Origin of the sequence: Azospirillum agricola (assembly GCF_017876095.1) — a bacterium.
Classification (GTDB): Bacteria; Pseudomonadota; Alphaproteobacteria; order Azospirillales; family Azospirillaceae; genus Azospirillum; species Azospirillum agricola.
In genome coordinates, this window is sequence record NZ_JAGINM010000002.1 from 178,916 (window position 1) to 198,508 (window position 19,593).

General features: G+C 69.5%; 18 protein-coding genes. 11 read left to right on the plus strand and 7 right to left on the minus strand.

All coding sequences use genetic code 11. The annotated features are described in order from the left end of the window. Positions 1–35 precede the first annotated feature (35 nt). On the minus strand, positions 36–1,247 hold the full coding sequence (locus J2847_RS03210; RefSeq protein WP_211114593.1) for an ABC transporter substrate-binding protein: 1,212 nt from the start codon (positions 1,245–1,247) through the stop codon (positions 36–38). Positions 1,248–1,702: 455 nt separating this feature from the next. Between J2847_RS03210 and J2847_RS03215 the strand changes: the two genes are divergently transcribed. The 8 genes from J2847_RS03215 to J2847_RS03250 all read left to right on the plus strand — a co-directional run bounded on the left by J2847_RS03215 (position 1,703) and on the right by J2847_RS03250 (position 11,263). Next, a complete protein-coding gene (locus tag J2847_RS03215) occupies positions 1,703–2,038 on the plus strand; it encodes a hypothetical protein (protein ID WP_209776947.1) in 336 nt (111 codons plus the stop codon). 171 nt (positions 2,039–2,209) lie between these two features. Continuing rightward, positions 2,210–3,556, plus strand: coding sequence for an ABC1 kinase family protein (locus J2847_RS03220; RefSeq protein WP_209776949.1), 1,347 nt, complete (start codon positions 2,210–2,212; stop codon positions 3,554–3,556). A 235-nt stretch (positions 3,557–3,791) separates the two neighbouring features. After that, positions 3,792–4,820 (plus strand): tRNA preQ1(34) S-adenosylmethionine ribosyltransferase-isomerase QueA, encoded by a 1,029-nt coding sequence (gene queA, locus J2847_RS03225; protein ID WP_209776950.1) that lies wholly within the window; start codon positions 3,792–3,794, stop codon positions 4,818–4,820. After that, the gene (tgt, locus tag J2847_RS03230) at positions 4,817–6,076 is read left to right on the plus strand and encodes a tRNA guanosine(34) transglycosylase Tgt (RefSeq protein ID WP_209776952.1); all 1,260 of its coding nucleotides are present in this window, start codon (positions 4,817–4,819) and stop codon (positions 6,074–6,076) included. The genes queA and tgt overlap by 4 nt, the downstream gene beginning before the upstream one ends. After that, positions 6,069–6,533 (plus strand): preQ(1) synthase, encoded by a 465-nt coding sequence (gene queF / locus J2847_RS03235; RefSeq protein WP_209776954.1) that lies wholly within the window; start codon positions 6,069–6,071, stop codon positions 6,531–6,533. Before tgt ends, queF begins: the two co-directional genes overlap by 8 nt. Next, complete coding sequence (gene queG / locus J2847_RS03240) at positions 6,520–7,581, plus strand: tRNA epoxyqueuosine(34) reductase QueG (protein WP_209776956.1); 1,062 nt, start codon at positions 6,520–6,522, stop codon at positions 7,579–7,581. The genes queF and queG overlap by 14 nt, the downstream gene beginning before the upstream one ends. Then, positions 7,578–8,753, plus strand: coding sequence for a GNAT family N-acetyltransferase (locus tag J2847_RS03245; RefSeq protein WP_209776957.1), 1,176 nt, complete (start codon positions 7,578–7,580; stop codon positions 8,751–8,753). Before queG ends, J2847_RS03245 begins: the two co-directional genes overlap by 4 nt. Before the next feature lie 110 nt (positions 8,754–8,863). After that, a complete protein-coding gene (locus tag J2847_RS03250; protein ID WP_209776959.1) occupies positions 8,864–11,263 on the plus strand; it encodes a methyl-accepting chemotaxis protein in 2,400 nt (799 codons plus the stop codon). Positions 11,264–11,323: 60 nt separating this feature from the next. Here J2847_RS03250 and J2847_RS03255 read toward each other — a convergent pair whose 3' ends face one another. Continuing rightward, a complete protein-coding gene (locus J2847_RS03255) occupies positions 11,324–11,800 on the minus strand; it encodes a CYTH domain-containing protein (RefSeq protein WP_209776960.1) in 477 nt (158 codons plus the stop codon). A 149-nt stretch (positions 11,801–11,949) separates the two neighbouring features. Here J2847_RS03255 and J2847_RS03260 point away from each other — a divergent pair, with 149 nt between their 5' ends. Then, complete coding sequence (locus J2847_RS03260; protein ID WP_223677894.1) at positions 11,950–12,180, plus strand: hypothetical protein; 231 nt, start codon at positions 11,950–11,952, stop codon at positions 12,178–12,180. Between the two features lies 1 nt (position 12,181). On the opposite strand, the gene J2847_RS03265 is transcribed toward J2847_RS03260, so the two are convergent. The 3 genes from J2847_RS03265 to J2847_RS03275 all read right to left on the minus strand — a co-directional run bounded on the left by J2847_RS03265 (position 12,182) and on the right by J2847_RS03275 (position 15,095). Further along, entirely contained in the window at positions 12,182–12,337 is a 156-nt protein-coding gene (locus tag J2847_RS03265; protein ID WP_209776962.1) for a DUF3309 family protein, read from the minus strand. Positions 12,338–12,488: 151 nt separating this feature from the next. Further along, positions 12,489–13,910, minus strand: coding sequence for an FAD-dependent oxidoreductase (locus tag J2847_RS03270; protein ID WP_325169318.1), 1,422 nt, complete (start codon positions 13,908–13,910; stop codon positions 12,489–12,491). 81 nt (positions 13,911–13,991) lie between these two features. Beyond that, a complete protein-coding gene (locus tag J2847_RS03275; RefSeq protein ID WP_209776963.1) occupies positions 13,992–15,095 on the minus strand; it encodes a polysaccharide pyruvyl transferase family protein in 1,104 nt (367 codons plus the stop codon). A 173-nt stretch (positions 15,096–15,268) separates the two neighbouring features. Here J2847_RS03275 and J2847_RS03280 point away from each other — a divergent pair, with 173 nt between their 5' ends. Both J2847_RS03280 and J2847_RS03285 read left to right on the plus strand, forming a co-directional pair. Continuing rightward, a complete protein-coding gene (locus tag J2847_RS03280; RefSeq protein ID WP_209776964.1) occupies positions 15,269–17,221 on the plus strand; it encodes an acetoacetate--CoA ligase in 1,953 nt (650 codons plus the stop codon). Continuing rightward, on the plus strand, positions 17,221–17,682 hold the full coding sequence (locus J2847_RS03285) for a hypothetical protein (RefSeq protein WP_209776965.1): 462 nt from the start codon (positions 17,221–17,223) through the stop codon (positions 17,680–17,682). Before J2847_RS03280 ends, J2847_RS03285 begins: the two co-directional genes overlap by 1 nt. A 225-nt stretch (positions 17,683–17,907) precedes the next feature. Here J2847_RS03285 and J2847_RS03290 read toward each other — a convergent pair whose 3' ends face one another. Next, the gene (locus J2847_RS03290; RefSeq protein WP_209776966.1) at positions 17,908–18,501 is read right to left on the minus strand and encodes a class I SAM-dependent methyltransferase; all 594 of its coding nucleotides are present in this window, start codon (positions 18,499–18,501) and stop codon (positions 17,908–17,910) included. A 41-nt stretch (positions 18,502–18,542) separates the two neighbouring features. Beyond that, positions 18,543–19,571, minus strand: coding sequence for a methyltransferase (locus tag J2847_RS03295; RefSeq protein ID WP_209776967.1), 1,029 nt, complete (start codon positions 19,569–19,571; stop codon positions 18,543–18,545). Positions 19,572–19,593 lie beyond the last annotated feature (22 nt).

Below are 19,593 nucleotides of genomic sequence, written 5' to 3' on the forward strand. Positions count from 1 at the left end.
TCCGGGAAATCCCGCCGGCTGGATGATGGCATGCGCTACTTGCCGGTCACGAAGGGACAGGTGCTGGACTCCAGCGGCAGGAAAGCCTCCGACGCCGGAATGCTGCGGACCTGGGTGTAATAGTCCCACGGCGCCTTGCTTTCCGCCGGGCTCTTCACCTGATAGAGCGCCAGATCATAGAGCACGCGGCCGTCCTTGCGGATGCTGCCGGGGGTGCCGAAATAGTCGGTCGGCATCGCCTTCATCCTGGCGGTCACCGGCTCGGAATCGGTGGTGCCGGCGGCCTTGACCGCCTTCAGCCAGTGCAGGGTGGCGAGGTAGGTGTTCGCCTGCTCCTTGCTCGGCATCTTGCCGTGGCGCTCGAAGAAGCGCTTGGACCAGGCGCGGGTTTTATCATTCTGGTCCCAGTAGAAGCCCTCGGTGACGTAGAGGCCCTTGGCCAGATCCAGCCCCAGCGAATGCACGTCGGTGATGAAGACGATGTAGCCGACCATGCGCTGGCCGCCGGCCGTCAAGCCGAACTCGCCGGCCTGCTTGATGGCCCCGATGGTGTCGGCCCCGACGTTGGCGAGCGCCACGACCTTGGCGCCGCTGGCCTGGGCGCTCAGCAGGTAGGAGCCGAAATCGCTGGTGCCGATCGGGTGCTTGACGCTGCCCAGCACGCTGCCGCCGGCCTGTTTGATGGCGTCGGTCGCCGCCTTCTCCATCGCCGTGCCGAAGGCGAAGTCGGCGGTGATGAAGTACCAGGAGGTGCCGCCGGCCTGCACCACCGCCTTGGTGGCACCAACCGCCAGCGACGCCGTGTCGTCCGCCCAGTGGATGCTGTAGGGCGAGCATTGGGCGTTGGTCAGCTCGGTCGTCGTCGCGGCGCTGATCATCAGCACCTTCTTCTTCTCGCGCGCCACCGCCTGCACGGCCAGCGCCACCGAGGAAACGGGGATGTCCGTCACCATGTCGACGCCATCGAGGTCGAACCAGCGCCGCACGATGTTGGAGGCGACGTCCGGCTTGTTCTGCATGTCGGCCGAAACGATCTCGATCGGCCGGTCGAGCACCGTGCCGCCGAAATCCTCCACCGCCATGCGGGCGGCGACCGTGGCGCCCTTGCCGCCGATGTCCGACGCGAAGCCGGCCTCGTCCGCCAGGACGCCGATCCTCACCGGCTGGGCGGCCTGGGCCGGAATGGTGAGCGCCGTGCCGGCGAGCAGCGCCGCCGCGACGGCTAGGGGCCGTATCGTTGCGTTCAATGGTTCCTCCCGTTTGCTTTGTTGGCCGTTTGCTTTCCTGGAACGCTTCTTGCCGTCTTTTTCGGAACGCCAACCGTTTGCCGGCCCGTGGTGAGAGCCAGACCGTTTGTTAGTCAACACAAACAGTATCGTATGAAACTTTATCGCTGTCGAGAGGCCGTGTCGCGGGGCGGAGAGACGAAACCCTCCCGCCGATCGCCGTTGCGACGTCCGGGGAGAACGCCGTGCTGGAGCGGAAGCCGCCCCCCAACAGACAAAAAGAAAACCCCCGCACAGACTGCGGGGGTTTCCGTTGAGGGGCCTGACGGCCCACAGGTCTTGTCGCCGGTCAGGCGAGGAACCTTCGAAATGTTCAGGCCGAATGTTTCGGCTTCATCAAGTAAGCGCCGGTGGAGCCATGATATTACTCACCCTCCCTTGCTTCGGTATCGAGTATCCGCCTCAAGTCGAGCGACTTGAGCGAAACCTTGAGCGGTGAAGCTGTTTTCGTCACCTCAGCGATTACTGTAAGAAGAAGCCTGAACCTGATTGGACCGGCTGTCAACAGAGGAAAACATCGGAAACGGCGATTTTTTGCTGACGATCAAACAAAAAAGAAACCCTCGCAAAGCATTGCGAGGGTTTCCGTTGCAAGCGCTGATGGCTCGCATGTCTTTCGCCCGATGGGCGACAAATCTCAAAACTGTTTAGGCCGAACAGATCGGCATGCTCAAGTAAGCGCCGGTGGAGTCATGATTTTACTCACCCTCCCTTGCTTCGGTATCGACTTTCGCTCGCGCAGTGTTGCTTGAGCTTAGCGGTTGACAGTGAAGCCGTTTTGTTCACCTCAGGCACGATTACTGTAATAAGAAGCCTGCGCCTGTTCGCCGGGCCTGTCAAGAGCCCGTCCTATTCCCGCATTGCGAAATTCGACGCAGCGGCGCGGGCTGGCCTTTTGCCCCCTCCGCACCACTTTGTGATCCATGCCGAACGAGGACGAGAACCGATTGGGTGGCCGGATCGCGCGCTACGCGCGGGTCGGAACCGCCGTGGGCGGCCTGGCCGCCCGTTTCGCCGGGGAACGGGTGCTGGGCATCCCCCTGCAACGCGACAAGCACGCGGCCGAGCTGCGGGCCGCGCTGGGCGGGCTGAAGGGGCCGCTGATGAAGGTGGCCCAGCTTCTCTCCACCATCCCCGACGCCCTGCCCCGCGAGTATGTGCAGGAGCTGTCGCAGCTCCAGGCCGACGCGCCGTCGATGGGCTGGCCCTTCGTCAAGCGGCGGATGGCGAGCGAGCTGGGGCCGTCCTGGCAATCCCGCTTCCAGAGCTTCGAGCATGACGCCGCCGCCGCCGCCTCGCTCGGGCAGGTCCATCGGGCCATCGGGCCGGACGGGCGGCGGCTGGCCTGCAAGCTGCAATACCCCGACATGGCCTCGGCGGTGGAGGCGGATCTGCGGCAGCTCGGGCTGATCCTCGCCATCTTCGAGCGCACCGACAGCGCCATCTCGACCCGCCACATCCAGACGGAGATCGGCGCCCGCCTGCGCGAGGAGCTGGATTACGAGCGCGAGGCCAAGCACGCCCGCCTCTACCGCGCCATGCTGGCCGACACGCCCGGCGTCCATGTGCCGGAGATCGTCGGGGAGCTGTCGACCCGCCGCCTGCTGACCCTGGAATGGGTGGACGGCCGCAAGATCCTGGAGTTCGTCGCCGAGCATCCGGAGGCGCGCGACGAGCTGGCGATGAACATGTTCCGCGCCTGGTACGTGCCCTTCTACAATTACGGGGTGATCCACGGCGACCCGCATCTGGGCAATTATTCGGTCCGCCCCGACCGCTCGATCAACCTGCTGGATTTCGGCTGCGTGCGCGTCTTCCGGCCGAGCTTCGTCAAGGGCGTGATCGACCTCTACAACGCGCTGCGCAACGACGACCAGGAGGCGGCGACCGAGGCCTACCGGACCTGGGGCTTCGCCGACCCGTCCAAGGAGCTGGTCGAGGTCCTGAACATCTGGGCGCGCTTCGTCTACGCCCCGATCATGGACGACCGCAGCCGCCGCATCGAGGAGACCAACGCCGGCCATTACGGCCGCGAGACCGCCGGCAAGGTCCATGCCGAGCTGCGCCGGGTCGGCGGCGTGGCGATCCCGCGCGAGTTCGTCTTCATGGACCGCGCCGCCGTCGGGCTGGGCTCGGTCTTCCTGCACCTGAAGGCGGAGGTGAACTGGTACCAGCTGTTCCAGGGGCTGATCCGCGACTTCGACGTCGAGGGGCTCGCCGCCCGGCAAGCCGCCGCGCTCGCCGCCCAGGGGCTGCCTCCGCCGGAATGAACGGCGTTCGGACAGAAGCGATTTTGACACGGATGAACAGGATGCGGGCTTCGCCCGCCCACGGATGAACATGGATGAACGCCGGTCGGCCGTCATCCGTGTTCATCCGTGTCAAAATCCGTGTTCATTCGTGTAAAAAGCCACTCTCCACCGGCCGCACCCCACCGATTGTCCCGCCCTGCCCTACCGCATGCCTTCCCAAGGGCGGGTGGTTCGGTCTATAGCTGCCGCCTCCATGAAGACCGCCGATTTCGATTTCGACCTGCCGCCCGACCGGATCGCCGAGCATCCCGTCCGGCCGCGCGACGCCGCCCGCCTGCTGGAGGTGGGCGAAAGTCTGCACGACCGCGTCGTGCGCGACCTGCCGGCGCTGTTGCAGCCCGGCGACCTGATGGTCGTCAACGACACCCGCGTCATCCCCGCCCGGCTCGACGGCCGGCGCGGCGAGGTCGCGGTGGAGATCACCCTGCACAAGCGGCTGGGCGAACGGGACTGGGCGAGCTTCGCCCGGCCCGGCAAGCGGCTGAAGCCCGGCGACGTCATCGTGATCGCCGAGGATTTCTCTGCCGAGGTCATCGCCAAGGACGGCATGGAGGTGCGGCTGCGCTTCTCCGCCGGCGGCCCGGATCTCATGGAGGCGCTGCACCGCCACGGCCGCATGCCCCTGCCCCCCTACATCCGCCGCAAGTCGGACACGGACGACGACGCCGACTACCAGACCGTCTTCGCCGCGCGCGAGGGCGCCGTCGCCGCCCCCACCGCCGGTCTGCACTTCACGCCGGAGCTGCTGGCGGCGCTCGACGCGCGCGGCGTCCGGCGGGTTCCGGTGACGCTGCATGTCGGGGCCGGCACCTTCCTGCCGGTGAAGGTCGACGACATCGCCGAGCACAGGATGCACAGCGAGTGGGGCGAGATCTCCCCGCAAACCGCCGAGGCGGTGAACGCCGCCCGGCGCGACGGCGGGCGGATCGTCTCGGTCGGCACCACCGCGCTGCGCATCCTGGAGACGGCGGGGCGCCCGGACGGCACGCTCGCCCCCTTCAGCGGCGACACCAGCATCTTCATCACGCCGGGCTACCGGTTCCGCATCGTCGATCTGCTGTGGACCAACTTCCACCTGCCGAAATCGACGTTGTTCATGCTGGTCTGCGCCTTCGCCGGCTTCGACCGCATGAGGGCGGCCTACGCCCACGCCATCGCCGCCGAGTACCGCTTCTTCAGCTACGGCGACGCCTCGCTTCTGCACAGGACGGACACACCATGACCGGAATCGGCTTCGAGCTTCTGGCGACCGACGGCCGGGCGCGGCGCGGGCGCGTGACCACCGCCCACGGCTCCATCGAGACGCCGGCCTTCATGCCGGTCGGCACCGCCGCCACCGTCAAGGCGATGACCACCGACGCCGTGGCCTCGACCGGGGCCGAGATCCTGCTCGGCAACACCTACCACCTGATGCTGCGGCCGACGGCGGAGCGGGTGGCGCAGCTCGGCGGGCTGCACCGCTTCATGAACTGGGACAAGCCGATCCTGACCGACAGCGGCGGCTTCCAGGTGATGAGCCTGTCCGACCTGCGCACCATGTCGGAAGAGGGCGTCACCTTCAAATCGCACCTCGACGGCAGCCGCCACCACCTGACGCCGGAACGCTCGATCCAAATCCAGCACCTGCTGGACAGCAACATCACCATGTGCCTGGACGAATGCACGCCCTTCCCGGCGACCCAGGCGCAGGCGGAATCCTCGATGCGGCTGTCGATGCGCTGGGCGAAGCGCAGCAAGGACGCCTTCGTCGAGCGGCCCGGCTACGGCCTGTTCGGCATCGTCCAGGGCAGCGTCTACCCGGAGCTGCGGGCGGAGAGCGTCGCGGCCCTGTCCGACATCGGCTTCGACGGCTACGCCATCGGTGGGCTGGCGGTCGGCGAGGGGCAGGAGACGATGTTCACCGTGCTCGACTTCACCGAGCCGGCGATGGTCCGGGAGCGCCCGCGCTACCTGATGGGCGTCGGCCGGCCGAGCGACCTGATCGGCGCGGTGCGGCGCGGCGTCGACATGTTCGACTGCGTGATGCCGACGCGCTCGGGCCGGACGGGGCAAGCCTTCGTGCGGCGCGGCACCATCAACATCCGCAACGCCCGCCACACCCACGACGAGCGCCCGCTCGACGCCGAGTGCGGCTGCCCGGCTTGCCAAAAATACAGCCGGGGCTATCTGCATCATCTGTTCAAGGCGAACGAGATGCTGGGGCCGATGCTGCTGACCTGGCACAACCTGCATTACTACCAGGATCTGATGCGGGAGATGCGGCAAGCCATCGCCGAGGGCCGGTTCGAACAGGTCGCCACCGCCCTGGAAGCCCGGCTGAACGAGGGCGACGTCGAGGCGACCGCCGATCCCATCGGCAAGCCGCCGAAGCCGCCCAAGCAGAACCGCCCGCAGCAGACGCCGAAAGCCGAAAAGGCCCCTGTCGAGAAGACCGAGGCCGGGACCGCCGTGGCCGCAGAGGACAAGAGCGATGAGTGAGAACATCTACGCCAACCTGACCCAGCTCGGCGGCGCCACGGTCCAGCCGAAGACGCCGGAAGAGGCGGTGCTGGAGCGCGTGCCCAACCCGAACCCCGGCGACGGCTACGTCGTGCGCTTCACCGCGCCGGAGTTCACCTCGCTGTGCCCGATCACCGGCCAGCCCGACTTCGCCCATCTGGTCATCGACTATGTGCCCGGCGACTGGCTGGTCGAGAGCAAGTCGCTGAAGCTGTTCCTCACCAGCTTCCGCAACCACGGCGCCTTCCACGAGGCCTGCACCGTCGGCATCGGCAAGCGTCTGGTGGCGGAGCTGTCGCCGGTCTGGCTGCGCATCGGCGGCTACTGGTACCCGCGTGGCGGCATCCCCATCGACGTCTTCTACCAGACCGGCGAACCGCCGAAGGGCGTGTGGATCCCGTCGCAGGACGTCCAGACCTACCGTGGCCGGGGCTGAGCGGCCGCCGAGCGACCCGGCGCTGTTGCGGGAACGCATCCGCGACCGCGCGCTGGCGCTGGGCTTCGACGCGGTCGGCTTCGCGCCGGCCGCCCTCGGACCGGAGGCGCGTGAAAAGCTGGCCGCTTTCCTGGCCGCCGGCCGTCACGGCGACATGGGCTGGATGGCCGAGCGCAGCGACCAGCGCAGCCACCCCCGGGATCTGTGGGACGAGGCGCGGACGATCATCGCGCTCGGCACCAGCTACGCCCCGCACGCCGACCCGCGCGGGCTGCTGGAGCATCCCGACCGGGGAATCGTCTCGGTCTACGCGCGCAACCGCGACTACCACGACCTGATCAAGGGGCGGCTGAAGACGCTCGGCCACTGGCTGCACCACCAGACCAAGGCCGGGGTGAAGGTGTTCGTCGACACCGCCCCCGTCATGGAAAAGCCGCTGGCCGAGCGCGCCGGGCTGGGCTGGCAGGGCAAGCACACCAACCTCGTGTCGCGCGACCACGGATCCTGGCTGTTCCTCGGCGAAATCTACACGACGCTGGATCTGCCCGCCGACGAGCCGGGCCGCGACCGCTGCGGCTCCTGCACCGCCTGCCAGACCGCCTGCCCGACGAACGCCTTCCCGGCGCCCTACCAGCTCGACGCGCGGCGCTGCATCTCCTATTTGACCATCGAGAACAAGGGGCCGATCCCCGACGACCTCAAGCCGCTGATCGGCAACCACATCTACGGCTGCGACGACTGCCTCGCCGCCTGCCCGTGGAACAAGTTCGCCCGCGCGACGCGCGAGCCGGCCTTCCTGCCGCGCGCCGAGCTGACCGCGCCGCGCCTCGCCGATCTGGCGCAGTTGGACGATCCGGGGTTCCGGCAGGTGTTCAGCGGCTCGCCGGTCAAGCGGATCGGCCGCGACCGCTTCGTGCGCAACGTGCTGGTGGCCTTGGGCAACAGCGGCGACCGCCGCCTGCGCCCGGCCGCCGAAGCCCTGATCGACGACCCCGGCGACGTCGTGCGCGATTCGGCGCGCTGGGCCATGGAAAGACTGACGCGATGACTGTTTACGGCCCCGCCTCCCCCGACGATTTCGACGCCATCGCCCGGCTGTCGCGGACCGGCTTCGGCGTCCCCCGCGACCTGTTCGACCGCTACGCCGCGCTGTTCGGCAACGACACCATCCGCAGCCTGCGCGGCGCGGACGGGCGCTCCATCGCCGGCTGCGCCGCGCTGTGGGGCATGGACCAGTGGTTCGGCGGCCGCCCGGTGCCGGCCCAGGGAGTCGCCATGGTGGCGGTCGAGCCGGCCCTGCGCGGCGGCGGGACCGGATCGGCCCTGATGCGGAGGGTGCTTGCCGAGGGGCGGGAGGCCGGGGCCGCCGTCTCCGTCCTGTGGCATTCCACCCTGCCCTTCTACCGGCGGCTCGGCTACGGGCGCGGCGGGGTGTCCTGCGGCTGGAGCGCGCCCCCGGCCGCCCTGGGCGCCCCCTCCGCCGAACCCGGAGATTGCATCCGGCCGGCCGACCCGCTCGACGCGGCCCCGCTGGCCGCGCTGCGCCGCGCGCTGCTGGCCGGCGCGAACGGCCTGCCCGAGCGCAACGAGGCCCTGTGGAACCTCGCCCTCTGCCCGGACGGCGAGCCGTCCGACGTCTTCCTGCTGTGCGGGGCGGACGGGCCGGAAGGCTACGTCGCGGTGACGCCGCCCAAGGACGGGCTTCTGACCGTCGCCGACCTGTGCGCGCCGACCCCGCTGGCGCTGCGGCTGGCCCGGCGCCTGCTCGCCGGCTACCGCGCCCAGGTGGAGCGGGTGGCGTGGCAAGGCGGCCCCGACGACCCGCTGGCGCTGCTGGCCGACGATGCCGGGGTGCGGATGGACGGGCGCGAGGAATGGCTTCTGCGCGTCCTGGATGTGCGGCGCGCGCTCACGGCCCGTGGTTATCCGCCGAGCGTCGTGGGTTCTATGACTTTCGATACAAATGATCCTCTAATTCCCGACAATTCGGGATGCTTCCATCTTCAGGTTGACGGAGGCACCGGCGTAATCGCCGAACGCGCGCAAGACGACTCGGCGGTCGCGAGAATTGGGATCGCCGCTTTTTCGACGCTGTTCAGCGGCCACGCCTCCGCTCGCGCGCTTCGGCAAGCAGGGATGTTGGACGGCGAAGATGTCGTGATTGAAACCCTCGACCGGTTGTTTTGCGGCGCACACCCCTGGATGAACGATCGCTTCTGAAAATCAGGGGCGCTACCTGACCTGCATCAAACCTGAAATTAACCCATGGTGCTTAACTAAGGGGGTAAGAGCGGCAATCGCACCGCAGGCCATCGGGGAGTTCACCATCCATGACGATCGGAACACGGATCGCGCTCGGTTTCGCCACCGTGCTGCTGCTGACGGTTGCCGTGGCGTTCGTCGGCTGGAACAGCTTGCGCACCTATGCCGAGCGCGTCGATCTCGCCGCCCACACGGCCGAACTCGACGCCCGGCTGAAGTCCGTCCGCATCGAGGAGGCGCGCTTCGTGACCGAGCGCGACGCCAAGGCGGCAACCAGCGTGCCGGTGATGCTCGACGCGCTGCGCGGCGAGGCGCAGGACACCCGCGCGGCGCTCGCCGCCGGCGAGGGCTTGCGGCTGGTGGACGACATCCTGGCGGGCATCGACGGCTACCGCGCCGCCTTCGCCAACTTCGTCGCCCAGGACAACGAGGCGCACACCCGCACCGCCAGCATGGAGACGCGGGCCAGCGCCCTGAAGGACAACGCCGAGAAGATCGGCAGGCAGCAGTCCGACCGCTACGACCAGAACATGGTCAGCCAGAAGGACGCCGACACCGCCGTCCGCCACAGCGCCGAGACGGCCGAGCGCGCCAACCGGCTGATCGAGCGCGTGCAGGAGGCCCGCCGGCTTCAGAGCGAGTATCTGCGCACCGGCGCCACCCTGCTGCCCGACCGCATCGCCGCCGCCATCGACGAGCTGGTGGCGACCGCCGAGACGGTGGAAAAGGATCTCGCCGGCACCAACGACGAGACGCTGTCCCAGCAGATCACCGCCGACACCCACGCCTACCGCGACGCCTTCCGGGCGATGCGCGCCATCGCCGGCCCCGTTCCCGAGGACCGCGCCCAGGCCGTCGACGAGGCGGCGCGCGCCGCGCAGACCCGCGCGCTGGAGCTTCAGGAAAACCAGACCATGGTGTCCTCGGCCCTGCTGGAGGCGTCGGCCTACGCCCAGTCCGAGGTGAACGAGGCGGTGCTTCTGCGCGGTCTGGCGATGCGGCTGGTGCAGAGCGCACAGTCGGCCATGCTCGGCCAGCGCGACTTCCTGCTGAGCGGTTCGGCCGCCTCTCAGGCCCTGGTGACGGGCGCCGTCAAGGAGACGCTGGACCTCGCCGCCAAGGCCGCCCCCCTGCTGGTCGACAAGGAGGGCCGCGCCCTGATCGCCGCGACCACCGAGGCGGCGCGGGCCTTCGACACCGAATTCGCGGCGCTGGTCGCCACCAGCCGCAAGCAGCACGACGCCTCGCTGGCGATGGCCAAGGCCGCCGCGTCGGTCAGCGACCAGGTCGGCCGTCTGGTGACGATGCAGCGCGACGACCGCGAGAGCGGGCGCGCCAGCTCCGGCATGGTCATCGCCGTCGGCTCCGCCGTGGCGCTGCTGCTCGGCGCCATCATGGCCTTCGTCATCGACCGCGCCATCACCCACCCGCTGCACGCGATGACCGGCGCCATGGGCCGTCTGGCCGAGGGCGACCTGTCGGTCGACGTGCCCGGCAGCGACCGCAAGGACGAGCTGCGCGCCATGGCCCAGGCCATGACCATCTTCAAGGACAACGCCCTGGAGATGCAGCGGATGGAGCGCGAGCGCGAGGAGATGCGCCAGCAGATCGACGCCGACCGCCGCCGCACCATGAACGAGTTCGCCAACGGCTTCGAGCAGGCGGTGTCGGGCGTGGTGGTGTCGCTGACCGAATCGGCCGGCACGCTGGGCCGCGACGCCCAGGAGATGTCGTCGGACGCGGCGCTGACCACCGCCAAGTCGACCGCCGTCGCCACCGCCTCGCAGCAGGCGACCAACAACGTGCAGACCGTCGCCGCGGCGGCGGAGGAGCTGTCGGCCTCCATCGCCGAGATCTCGCGCCAGCTCAACGCCAGCTCCGACGCGGCGGTTGGCGCCGCGCAGAAGGCGGTGCAGACCAACGGCATCGTCGAGGGGCTGTCGCACGCCGCCGAGCGCATCGGCCAGGTGGTCGGGCTGATCGGCGAGATCGCCGAGCAGACCAACCTGCTGGCGCTGAACGCCACCATCGAGGCGGCGCGGGCGGGCGAGGCGGGCAAGGGATTCGCCGTGGTGGCGACCGAGGTGAAGAACCTCGCCGGCCAGACGGCGAAGGCCACCGAGGAGATCTCGACCCAGGTGACGGAGATGCAGTCGGCCACCGTCAGCGCGGTCGACGCGATCCGCACCATCTCCGACGCGGTGACCACCATCAGCCGCACCGTGACCGACATCGCCCAGGCGATGGAGCAGCAGGGCATGGCGACCCGCGAGATCGCCCAGAACGTCCAGCAGGCCGCCGAGGGCACCCAGCAGGTCATGCAGAACATCGCCGAGGTGACGACCGCCGCCAGCAAGACCGGCGGAGCCGCCGACGCGGTGCTGCTGGCCAGCCGCACGCTGGCCGGTCAGGCCGACCGGCTGCGCGGCGAGGTGCAGGGCTTCCTCAACAAGGTGCGGACGGCGTAGGGCTTCGAAAGCCCTTCCCTCACGGGGGGAGGGGCTTTTGCCTTTTTGAGAAATCTCCGCTCAGGCGGCGGCGGTCCAGCGGCGGATCGGCGCGCGCGACAGCGAGGAGTTGCTGTAGGCGCGCAGGCTGGTGATCTCCGCCCCGATCCAGTCGGGAAGCGGCAGAAGCTGGTTCGGATCGGACAGCTCGACCTCGGCGATGACGAGGCCGGCGTTCTCCCCCTCGAACACGTCGATCTCCCAGCAGAGGCCGTCCTGGCGGTGCAGGTAGCGGGTCTTGCGGACGACGCGGCCGGTGCAGGAATGGCGCAGAAGCTTGCGGGCCAGATCGACGCCCAGCGGGTATTCCAGCTCCTCGCGGCAGGCCCCGGTCTTCCGGGTCTTGATGGTGAGGGTGGCCTCGTCGTCGGTCAGACGGACACGGACGGTGTTGTCGCCGCTCTGCGGCAGATACCCCTGGATGATGCGCACCCCGTTCCGGCACAGATGCCGGATGTTCCTGCGGACCAGGAAGCGGCGCTCGATCTCCAGTGCCATGGCTTGGCCTTTTGGACAGTCCGATGGCAGGGAGCCTAGTAAAAACGGATGGGTTGGGCAAGCCATCCAGTCGCGTGCTTTTCGCGCTGCCGCCATGACCGCCGGACGGCGGTGCGCGACGGATGGCCGCAACGATGCTACCCTGCGGCATGTCCGACGCCGATTTCCTGCCCTGGCTGATCCTGTCGGCTCTTTATGGGCTGCCGCTGCTGCACGTCGCGCTGTCGCCGCGCGGGGGCGGCTGGCGTCCGCCGCCGGGGTCGCGCTGCCCGTTCGGCCCGCGCGCCGGCTGGCTGGTGATGGTGCTGATGCTGGGGCCGGTCGGTTGGCTGCTGTTCGCGCTCCGCCGGCCCTCCCGCATCCGGGGAAAACGGGGCTAGGTCAGATCCGCCCCATCAGCAGCAGCACGATCAGGACGATCAGCAGAACGCCCAGGATCCCGCTCGGCCCATAGCCCCAGCCGCGGCTGTGCGGCCAGGCCGGGACGGCACCGAGCAGCATAAGAATCAGAATGATGAGCAAAATCGTGCCGATCATGGCATCCTCCCAAGTGACGGACAGGCAGTGATCGGAACGGGAATTCCACGGCTTTGTTCCAGCTTGGGGAGAGTGCCCCCTCCGGTTGCCACGAAGGGGTGAGGCGCCTCCCCGTCCGACACCCCCGAACGGGACCGGCGGATCGTCCGCGTCACTCCACCGGCCGCAGCAGCGCGCCCTGGCGCAGCAGTTCCTTCTGCACCGCGCGGGCGGGGATGGCGCGGGGCTGCTCGCGCCGGGCGCTGGCGAAGGCGGCGCAGACTCCGGCCGCCTGCCCCGTCGCCATGCAGGTCGGCGTCACCCGGTAGGAGGAATGCGCCTCGTGGCTGCCCGAGATGCAGCGGCCGGCGACCAGCAGATTGTCCATCCCCTTCGGGAGCAGGGCCCCCAGCGGCACCTCGTACCATTCGCCGCTCGGCACCTTCCTCAGCGTCGTGCCCTTGCCGGTCGGGCTGTGGATGTCCACCGGGTAGGTGCCGCGCGCCACCGCGTCCTCGAACTTCGCGGCGCCCAGCACGTCCTCGGCGGTCATGCGGTAGTCGCCGACGATCCGCCGCGTCTCTCGCACGCCGGCGGCGACGCCGGTCTGGCACAGGTGCGAGTCGGCGAAACCCGGCACGTATTTCCGCATGAAGGCGGCGATCTGCGCGGCCTGCCGCCGGCTTTCCCATTCCGCCCGCGTCAGGTCGAAGACATCGGTGCCGAGCACGCCGGTCACGCGGGTGCAGTTCAGCGCCACCTCGTCGGGATGGGTGGTGCCGAAGAACAGGATGTCCTCGCGGGTCAGCGACAGGTCGCCGTTGGCCGTCGCCTTCGAGACGAGGTCCCACAGCCCGTGCACGCCGCGCCACTGCGTCGGGTTCTCGTGGACGAAGCGCGAGAACAGGTCGCGGTCGAAACCGACCAGCCGGAACATCAGCGTCATCGGCTGGACCAGACCGTCCTCCTCGCGGCCGACCTCGTAATCGGCCCCGGACAGCGCCGCGATGTCGCCGTCGCCGGTGCCGTCGACGATGGTGCCGGCCTCGATCACCAGCGGGCCGGACTTGGTCTCGAACACCACGCCGGTCGGCCGTCCGCGCTCGCCGACGATGCCGGAGGCGAAGGCGTGCAGCAGCACCTTCACCCCGGATTCGTCGAGCACCTCCTGCGAGACGGCCTTCAGGATCTCCGGGTCGAAGGGCACGGTGAAGCCGGTGTCCGGCGACGGCGGGATGGCGCCGTGGGCGGCGTAGAGCCGGCCGAGGAACAGCGACAGGGCGCCGCCGACCACCGGCTCGCCGGGGCCGTGGTCCTGCGGCATCAGCTTGGTGTTGTCGACCACCGCGACCGAGCCGCGCTGGGTGTAGAAGCTCATCCACGGCATGACCAGCGCCACCGTGGCGTTGCCACCGAGGAAGCCGTAGCGCTCGACCAGGATGGTGTCCGCCCCGGCCTGGGAAGCACCGATCGCCGCCGCCATCCCCGCCGGCCCGCCGCCGACGACCAGCACGTCGCAGCGGCCGACGCGGGTGGCGGCGCGCGGCGGCAGCATCACGGTGGCGGGGTTGGACGGCAGGGTCAGGACGGGCACGGGTCGGTCTCCTTCATGCTGGGCGTGTTGCCTGTCCCCTCTCCGCCTGGAGGGGGAACAGGCGAATGCGAAGCGGCTCCCTCACTCCCCCCTTGCGGCGCGGGTGGCGAGCGGAGCGGTGGTGCGGGCGAGATCCTGGAGCGCGGGCACCCGGTCGCGCAGCAGGGCGCGCTGCTCGTCGCGGTGGTCCCACAGCCGGTCGAGGTCGGCCAGGAAGGTTCCCGCCGTGGTGTGGGCGACCGTGGCGCGCGGCTCCATCCCCAGCGAGGTCAGGAAATCGAACACCTTGGAGGCGTAGGGCAAGGCGATCAGCGGGGTTCCGGTGATCGCCGCGAAGATCAGGAAATGCAGCCGCATCCCGACCGCCATCTGGAAATGCCGCATCAGCCCGATGATCTGGCGCGGCCCGTACTGGTACTTCAGCAGATGCGCTCGATCGGGCAGCGCCATGCGGCCCATGACGCGGTGGGCCTCGCGCACGTCGGCGCGCTCCATCGGCACGAACACCACGTCGGCGCCGAAACGCTCGACGATGAAGTCGGCCGCCTCGGCGAGAAGCTGGTGATAGGCGGCGTCGGACAGGTCGGGTGCGGCCGCCCCCTGCTCGCGCACCGACAGGCCGACCAGCGGCCGGTCGCGCGGAATGCCGGCCTCGGCCAGCATCTCGTCGGTGAAGGGATCGGGGGTCAGCAGCAGGGCCGGGTCGGCGGTGACGTCCACCGGCAGGCGGACGCCGATCTCCTCGATCAGCCGCTTGGCGCTGAGTTCGCGCACGGTGATGCCGCCCATGCGGTCGAGCCCGTCGCGCACCGCGTCGCGCTCGGTCTGGTCGCGCAGCGGGCCGACGCCGATGGCGAAGGTGTGGGTGGGAATGCCGAGCCGCTGGGCGATGGTGACCTCGCGCAGGTAGGTCCGCGCCTCGCTGTCGTAGAGGATGCCGCCGCCGCCGAGCAGCAGCAGGTCGAGCCGCTCGACCTCCGGCATGATCTCGTCGCGCATCGCCTCGCGCGGGTTCAGCACGCGGTCGACCGCGTGGTGCTGGCGGGTGTGGTCGGCGTTGCGGGTGAAGACGACGATCTCCACGCCGGGGACCGTGGCCCGCAACTGCTCGATGGCGGAGGTCAGGATCGCCTCGTCGCCCGTGTTCAGACCGCCGTAAGAGCCTGAAATGCCGATGACCGTCATGCCGCCTCGCTGGGTTGCGCGTTCAGAAGGCAACCGGCCGGCCCACGCGAAAGTTCCCCTTTCGGGGCTGCACTCAAGGGACAGACAAGCGGCCGGAAGCTGCGCTATGCTCCCCCTCAATCCGAGGCGCCGAACAATCCGGCCCCACCATGGTAACGAGGGAAAACGAGAGCATGGACACTCCGCTGTGGCGCCCGAGCGAGGAACGCGTCGCCCAGGCCAACCTGACCGCCTTCCGCGAGGCGGCGAACGCGCGCTTCGGGCTGCGGCTGGATGATTACGAGGCGCTCTACAACTGGACCATCGCCGAGAAGGAGCGCTTCTGGCGTTTCCTGTGGGAGTGGGCCGGGCTGACGGGCGACCTCGGCGGGGTCGATCTGCTGGACGGCGACAAGATGCCGGGCGCCCGCTGGTTCCCCGAGGCCAGCCTGAGCTACGCCGAGAACATGCTGGCCAACGCGCCCGACGACACGGCGCTGGTCTTCTGGGGCGAGGACAAGGTCAAATACCGCTGGTCGGGCGCCGAGCTGCGGGCGACCGTCTCGCGGCTCCAGCAGGCGCTGAAGGCCAAGGGCGTGACCAAGGGAGACCGGGTGGCGGCGATCATGCCGAACATGCCGGAGACGCTGGCGGCGATGATCGCGACGGCCAGCCTGGGCGCGGTATGGTCCTCCTGCTCGCCCGACTTCGGCGTGCAGGGCATCGTCGACCGCTTCGGCCAGATCGAGCCGAAGGTGGTCTTCGCCCCCGACGCCTACTGGTACAACGGCAAGAGCCACGACGTCCGCGCCAAGGTCGCCGAGGTGCTGAAGGATCTGCCGACCGTCGTCGCCACCGTCATCGTGCCCTACGTCGCCGAGGCGCCGGATCTGTCCGCCATCCCGAACGCCGTCGGCTTCCGGGAGTTCATGGCGCCGCACCCGGCCGCCGAGCCGGTGTTCGAGCGGGTCGCCTTCGACCACCCGCTGTTCATCCTCTATTCGTCGGGCACCACCGGAAAGCCGAAATGCATCGTGCACGGCACCGGCGGCACGCTGCTCCAGCACGTCAAGGAGCACCGGCTGCACTGCGACCTGAAGCCGGGCGACCGGCTGTTCTACTTCACCACCTGCGGCTGGATGATGTGGAACTGGCTGATCAGTGGGCTGACGAGCGGCACGACGCTGGTCCTCTATGACGGCTCGCCCTTCGCGCCGAACGGCAACATCCTGTTCGACTACGCCGACGCCGAGGCGATCAACGTCTTCGGCACCTCGGCCAAGTTCATCCAGTCGCTGGAGAAGTCCGGGCTTCGGCCGATCGAGACCCATTCGCTGGCCAGCTTGCGGGCGATCGCCTCGACCGGCTCGCCGCTGATGCCCGAGAACTTCGACTTCGTCTACGAAGGCATCAAAAAGGACGTGCATCTCGCCTCGATCAGCGGCGGCACCGACATCATGTCCTGCTTCGTGCTCGGCAACCCGATCGCCCCGGTGTGGAAGGGCGAGATCCAGACGCGCGGCCTCGGCATGGCGGTGGAGGCGTTCGACGACAACGGCCACGCCGTGCGCGGCGAGAAGGGCGAACTGGTCTGCACCCGCCCCTTCCCCAGCATGCCCATCGGCTTCTGGGCCGACCCGGACGGCGCCAAGTACCGCGCCGCCTATTTCGACCGCTTCTCCAACGTCTGGGTCCACGGCGACTTCATCGAGCAGACGCAGCATGGCGGCTGGGTGATCTACGGCCGCTCCGACGCGGTGCTCAACCCCGGCGGCGTGCGCATCGGCACCGCCGAGATCTACCGGCAGGTCGAGCAGCTTCCCGAGATCATGGAGGCGGTCTGCATCGGCCAGGAGTGGGACGGCGACGTCCGCGTCATCCTGTTCGTCGTGCTGCGCGAAGGCATGACCCTCGATTCCGGGCTGGAGGCGACGATCCGCAAGCGGATCAAGGACAACTGCTCGCCGCGCCATGTGCCGGCGAAGATCGTCCAGGTCAGCGACATCCCGCGCACGCGGTCGGGCAAGATCACCGAGCTGGCGGTGCGCGACGCCGTTCACGGCCGCCCGATCAAGAACACCGAGGCGCTCGCCAATCCGCAGGCGCTCGACGAGTTCCGCGAGCGGGCCGAGCTGGGCGGCGCCTGATGGGGCTGCCGGCGCTGTTCCTCGACCTCGACGGGGTGCTGGCCGATTTCGACCGGGGCGTCGTCGCGGCCACCGGCAAACGGCCGGAGCAGTTGCCGATGAAGGAGATGTGGCGGGCGCTGTCCCGCCACCCCGACTTCTTCGGCACGCTGGAGTTCATGCACGACGCGCAGGAGCTGTGGGCCTTCTGCGCGCCCCACCGGCCGACCATCCTGACCGGCCTGCCGCTGGGGAGCTGGGCGCCGGCGCAGAAGACCCGCTGGGTCGCCCGGATGCTCGGGGCCGACGTCCCGGTCATCACCTGCATGGCCCGCGACAAGCCGCGCCACGGCGGCCCCGGCACCGTGCTGGTCGACGACCGGGAAAGGGCGCAAGAGCCCTGGGAGGCGGCGGGCGGCGCCTTCATCCTGCACCGCAGCGCGGCGGAAAGCATCGCCATGCTGAGCAAGCTGGGGTTCTGAACCCGATCCTTGGAAGCGGCGCGGGAGAAACCGTGCTTCGCAAGATCCCCCTCTCCCCCCCGGGGAGAGGGCCGGGGTGAGGGGGACACACCGCAAGAATTCTCGGGAATGGGCCGCCACGCATCCCCCTCACCCTAACCCTCTCCCCGGGGGGGAGAGGGGATCTGGTCCGGCTCCAAAGGATGTGTGAATGCCGTAGCGTGACGGCACCGAGAGCGGCGGCCGTCAGTCCGCTTCCAGACCGAGGAAGCTCCAGGACACGTCGCCGCGTCCGAGCATGTCCTCCCGCTGGCCGTGATGGATGCAGCGGAGGCCGGCGGAAGCGGCGAGTTCGATGGTCTCGGCGGCCGACACGTCGTGCATCGTCCGCCCCGCCGGCACCGGCCCGTGCCGCAAGGACATCACGACCCTGCCCTTGCGGGTCAGCAGGGCCGCGAGATGCGGCATGGCGACGCCGCGCTGGGCTTCGTCGAGGTGCATCCACACGGCGGTCAGCATCACGACGTCGTAGCGCCCGCCCCGGCCTCTCACCACCGCCAGCTCCGGCAGGCTGTCGTCGATCCAGACGATCGGCTGCGCGGCGTGGATGCGCATCCCCGCGCCGCGAAGCTCCATCGTCGGTTCGACGGCGGTCACGTCGTGACCGGAGCTCGCAAGGGCGGCCGCGTCGCGCCCCGTGCCCGCGCCGATGTCGAGGATACGGCTCGGCTGGGACGGAAAAAGGTGAAGCACATCGCGGTGGACATCGGAAAACGTCACGCTCTCGTACTGCTCCGTGAGCGCTTCCGCGTTCTCGCCATACCCGCTGTTGCTGCGCATTTCGTCCCTCCTTGTGCCCGCGCGTGGCGGCAGCCGGCGCGTTACTTCGGCGTGCCCTTCCACACCTGGAACTGGGTGGTCTCCAGCAGCAGGTCGGCGTGGCCGAAGGCGGTCTTGAACAGCTTGCCGACGCCGGCCGTCCGCTGCGTCACCGCCACCAGCGAGCCGCGCAGCTTGAGATACTGCTTGGTGCCGGCGACCAGCGCCTCCAGCATGCCGAAATCCTCGTCCTTGCCGCGGTGGAGCGGCGGGTTGGACAGGATCAGCCCGAAGCGCTCGCGCGTGCCGAGACCGGCCAGCCCGTCGCTCAGCACCAGTTCGGCGTCCGGCACGTTCTGCCGCGCGGCATGGAGGGCCACCGCGTCGATGTCCAGCAGGGTCAGCGGCGCATCCGGCTGGCGCTCGCGCACCGCCCGCGCGATCACCCCGGCGCCGCAGCCGAAATCGAGCACCCGCGTGCCGGCCGCGACCTCCGGCAGCACCCGCAGCAGGCACTCGGTGCCGGGGTCGAGATGGCCGTGGGCGAACAGGCCGGGGTAGGAGACGAGATCCAGCGGGGCGGCCGGTTCGGGCAGCGGCAGGGTCACGCTCTCCCGCCACGCCTCCAGCGCGCCGCGCGCCGGGGCGTCGGTGCGGCGGGTTTCCAGGACGCGGGCGCGGCGCTTGATGGTCAGCGTCTCCGCCCCCTCGACCAGCCCGTCGAAGCGCTTGGGCGCCGATGTCACGCCCTCGTCGTTGCTGCCGACGATCCACAGCGGCGCCCCCGGCGCCAGCCGCGCCGCCAGCGCGTGCAGCGCCATCCCGAAGGAGGCCCAGCCGCGCGGCAGCCGCAGCACCGCCCCGTCGAAGGGACCGTCCGCCGGCCAGGGCGTCGCCACGCGGCCGTCTTGGGCCAGCCGCAGCCAGGACACGACCTCCGCCCCGCCCTCGGCGAGCGCCCGTTCGATGCCGCCGTCGGAATCGAAGGCGACGAGGATGCGCCCCTGCGGCCGGCGCTCGGCCAGGGCTTCCGCCGCGACGGCGGCGATGGTGGAATCGCGGTCCGTCGCGCGGTTGTCCAATCGGCTCACTGTATCTTGACCTTCAGACGGT

Excerpts from the sequence above, each read along its gene's own strand:
- queF (WP_209776954.1), top strand. The coding sequence starts at position 6,069 with ATGAGTGAGAACATCTACGCCAACCTGACCCAGCTCGGCGGCGCCACG.
- queA (WP_209776950.1), top strand. The coding sequence starts at position 3,792 with ATGAAGACCGCCGATTTCGATTTCGACCTGCCGCCCGACCGGATCGCC.
- tgt (WP_209776952.1), top strand. The coding sequence starts at position 4,817 with ATGACCGGAATCGGCTTCGAGCTTCTGGCGACCGACGGCCGGGCGCGG.
- J2847_RS03245 (WP_209776957.1), top strand. The coding sequence starts at position 7,578 with ATGACTGTTTACGGCCCCGCCTCCCCCGACGATTTCGACGCCATCGCC.
- J2847_RS03290 (WP_209776966.1), bottom strand. The coding sequence starts at position 18,501 with ATGCGCAGCAACAGCGGGTATGGCGAGAACGCGGAAGCGCTCACGGAG.
- J2847_RS03250 (WP_209776959.1), top strand. The coding sequence starts at position 8,864 with ATGACGATCGGAACACGGATCGCGCTCGGTTTCGCCACCGTGCTGCTG.
- J2847_RS03265 (WP_209776962.1), bottom strand. The coding sequence starts at position 12,337 with ATGATCGGCACGATTTTGCTCATCATTCTGATTCTTATGCTGCTCGGT.
- J2847_RS03260 (WP_223677894.1), top strand. The coding sequence starts at position 11,950 with ATGTCCGACGCCGATTTCCTGCCCTGGCTGATCCTGTCGGCTCTTTAT.
- J2847_RS03275 (WP_209776963.1), bottom strand. The coding sequence starts at position 15,095 with ATGACGGTCATCGGCATTTCAGGCTCTTACGGCGGTCTGAACACGGGC.
- J2847_RS03255 (WP_209776960.1), bottom strand. The coding sequence starts at position 11,800 with ATGGCACTGGAGATCGAGCGCCGCTTCCTGGTCCGCAGGAACATCCGG.
- J2847_RS03285 (WP_209776965.1), top strand. The coding sequence starts at position 17,221 with ATGGGGCTGCCGGCGCTGTTCCTCGACCTCGACGGGGTGCTGGCCGAT.
- J2847_RS03220 (WP_209776949.1), top strand. The coding sequence starts at position 2,210 with ATGCCGAACGAGGACGAGAACCGATTGGGTGGCCGGATCGCGCGCTAC.
- J2847_RS03280 (WP_209776964.1), top strand. The coding sequence starts at position 15,269 with ATGGACACTCCGCTGTGGCGCCCGAGCGAGGAACGCGTCGCCCAGGCC.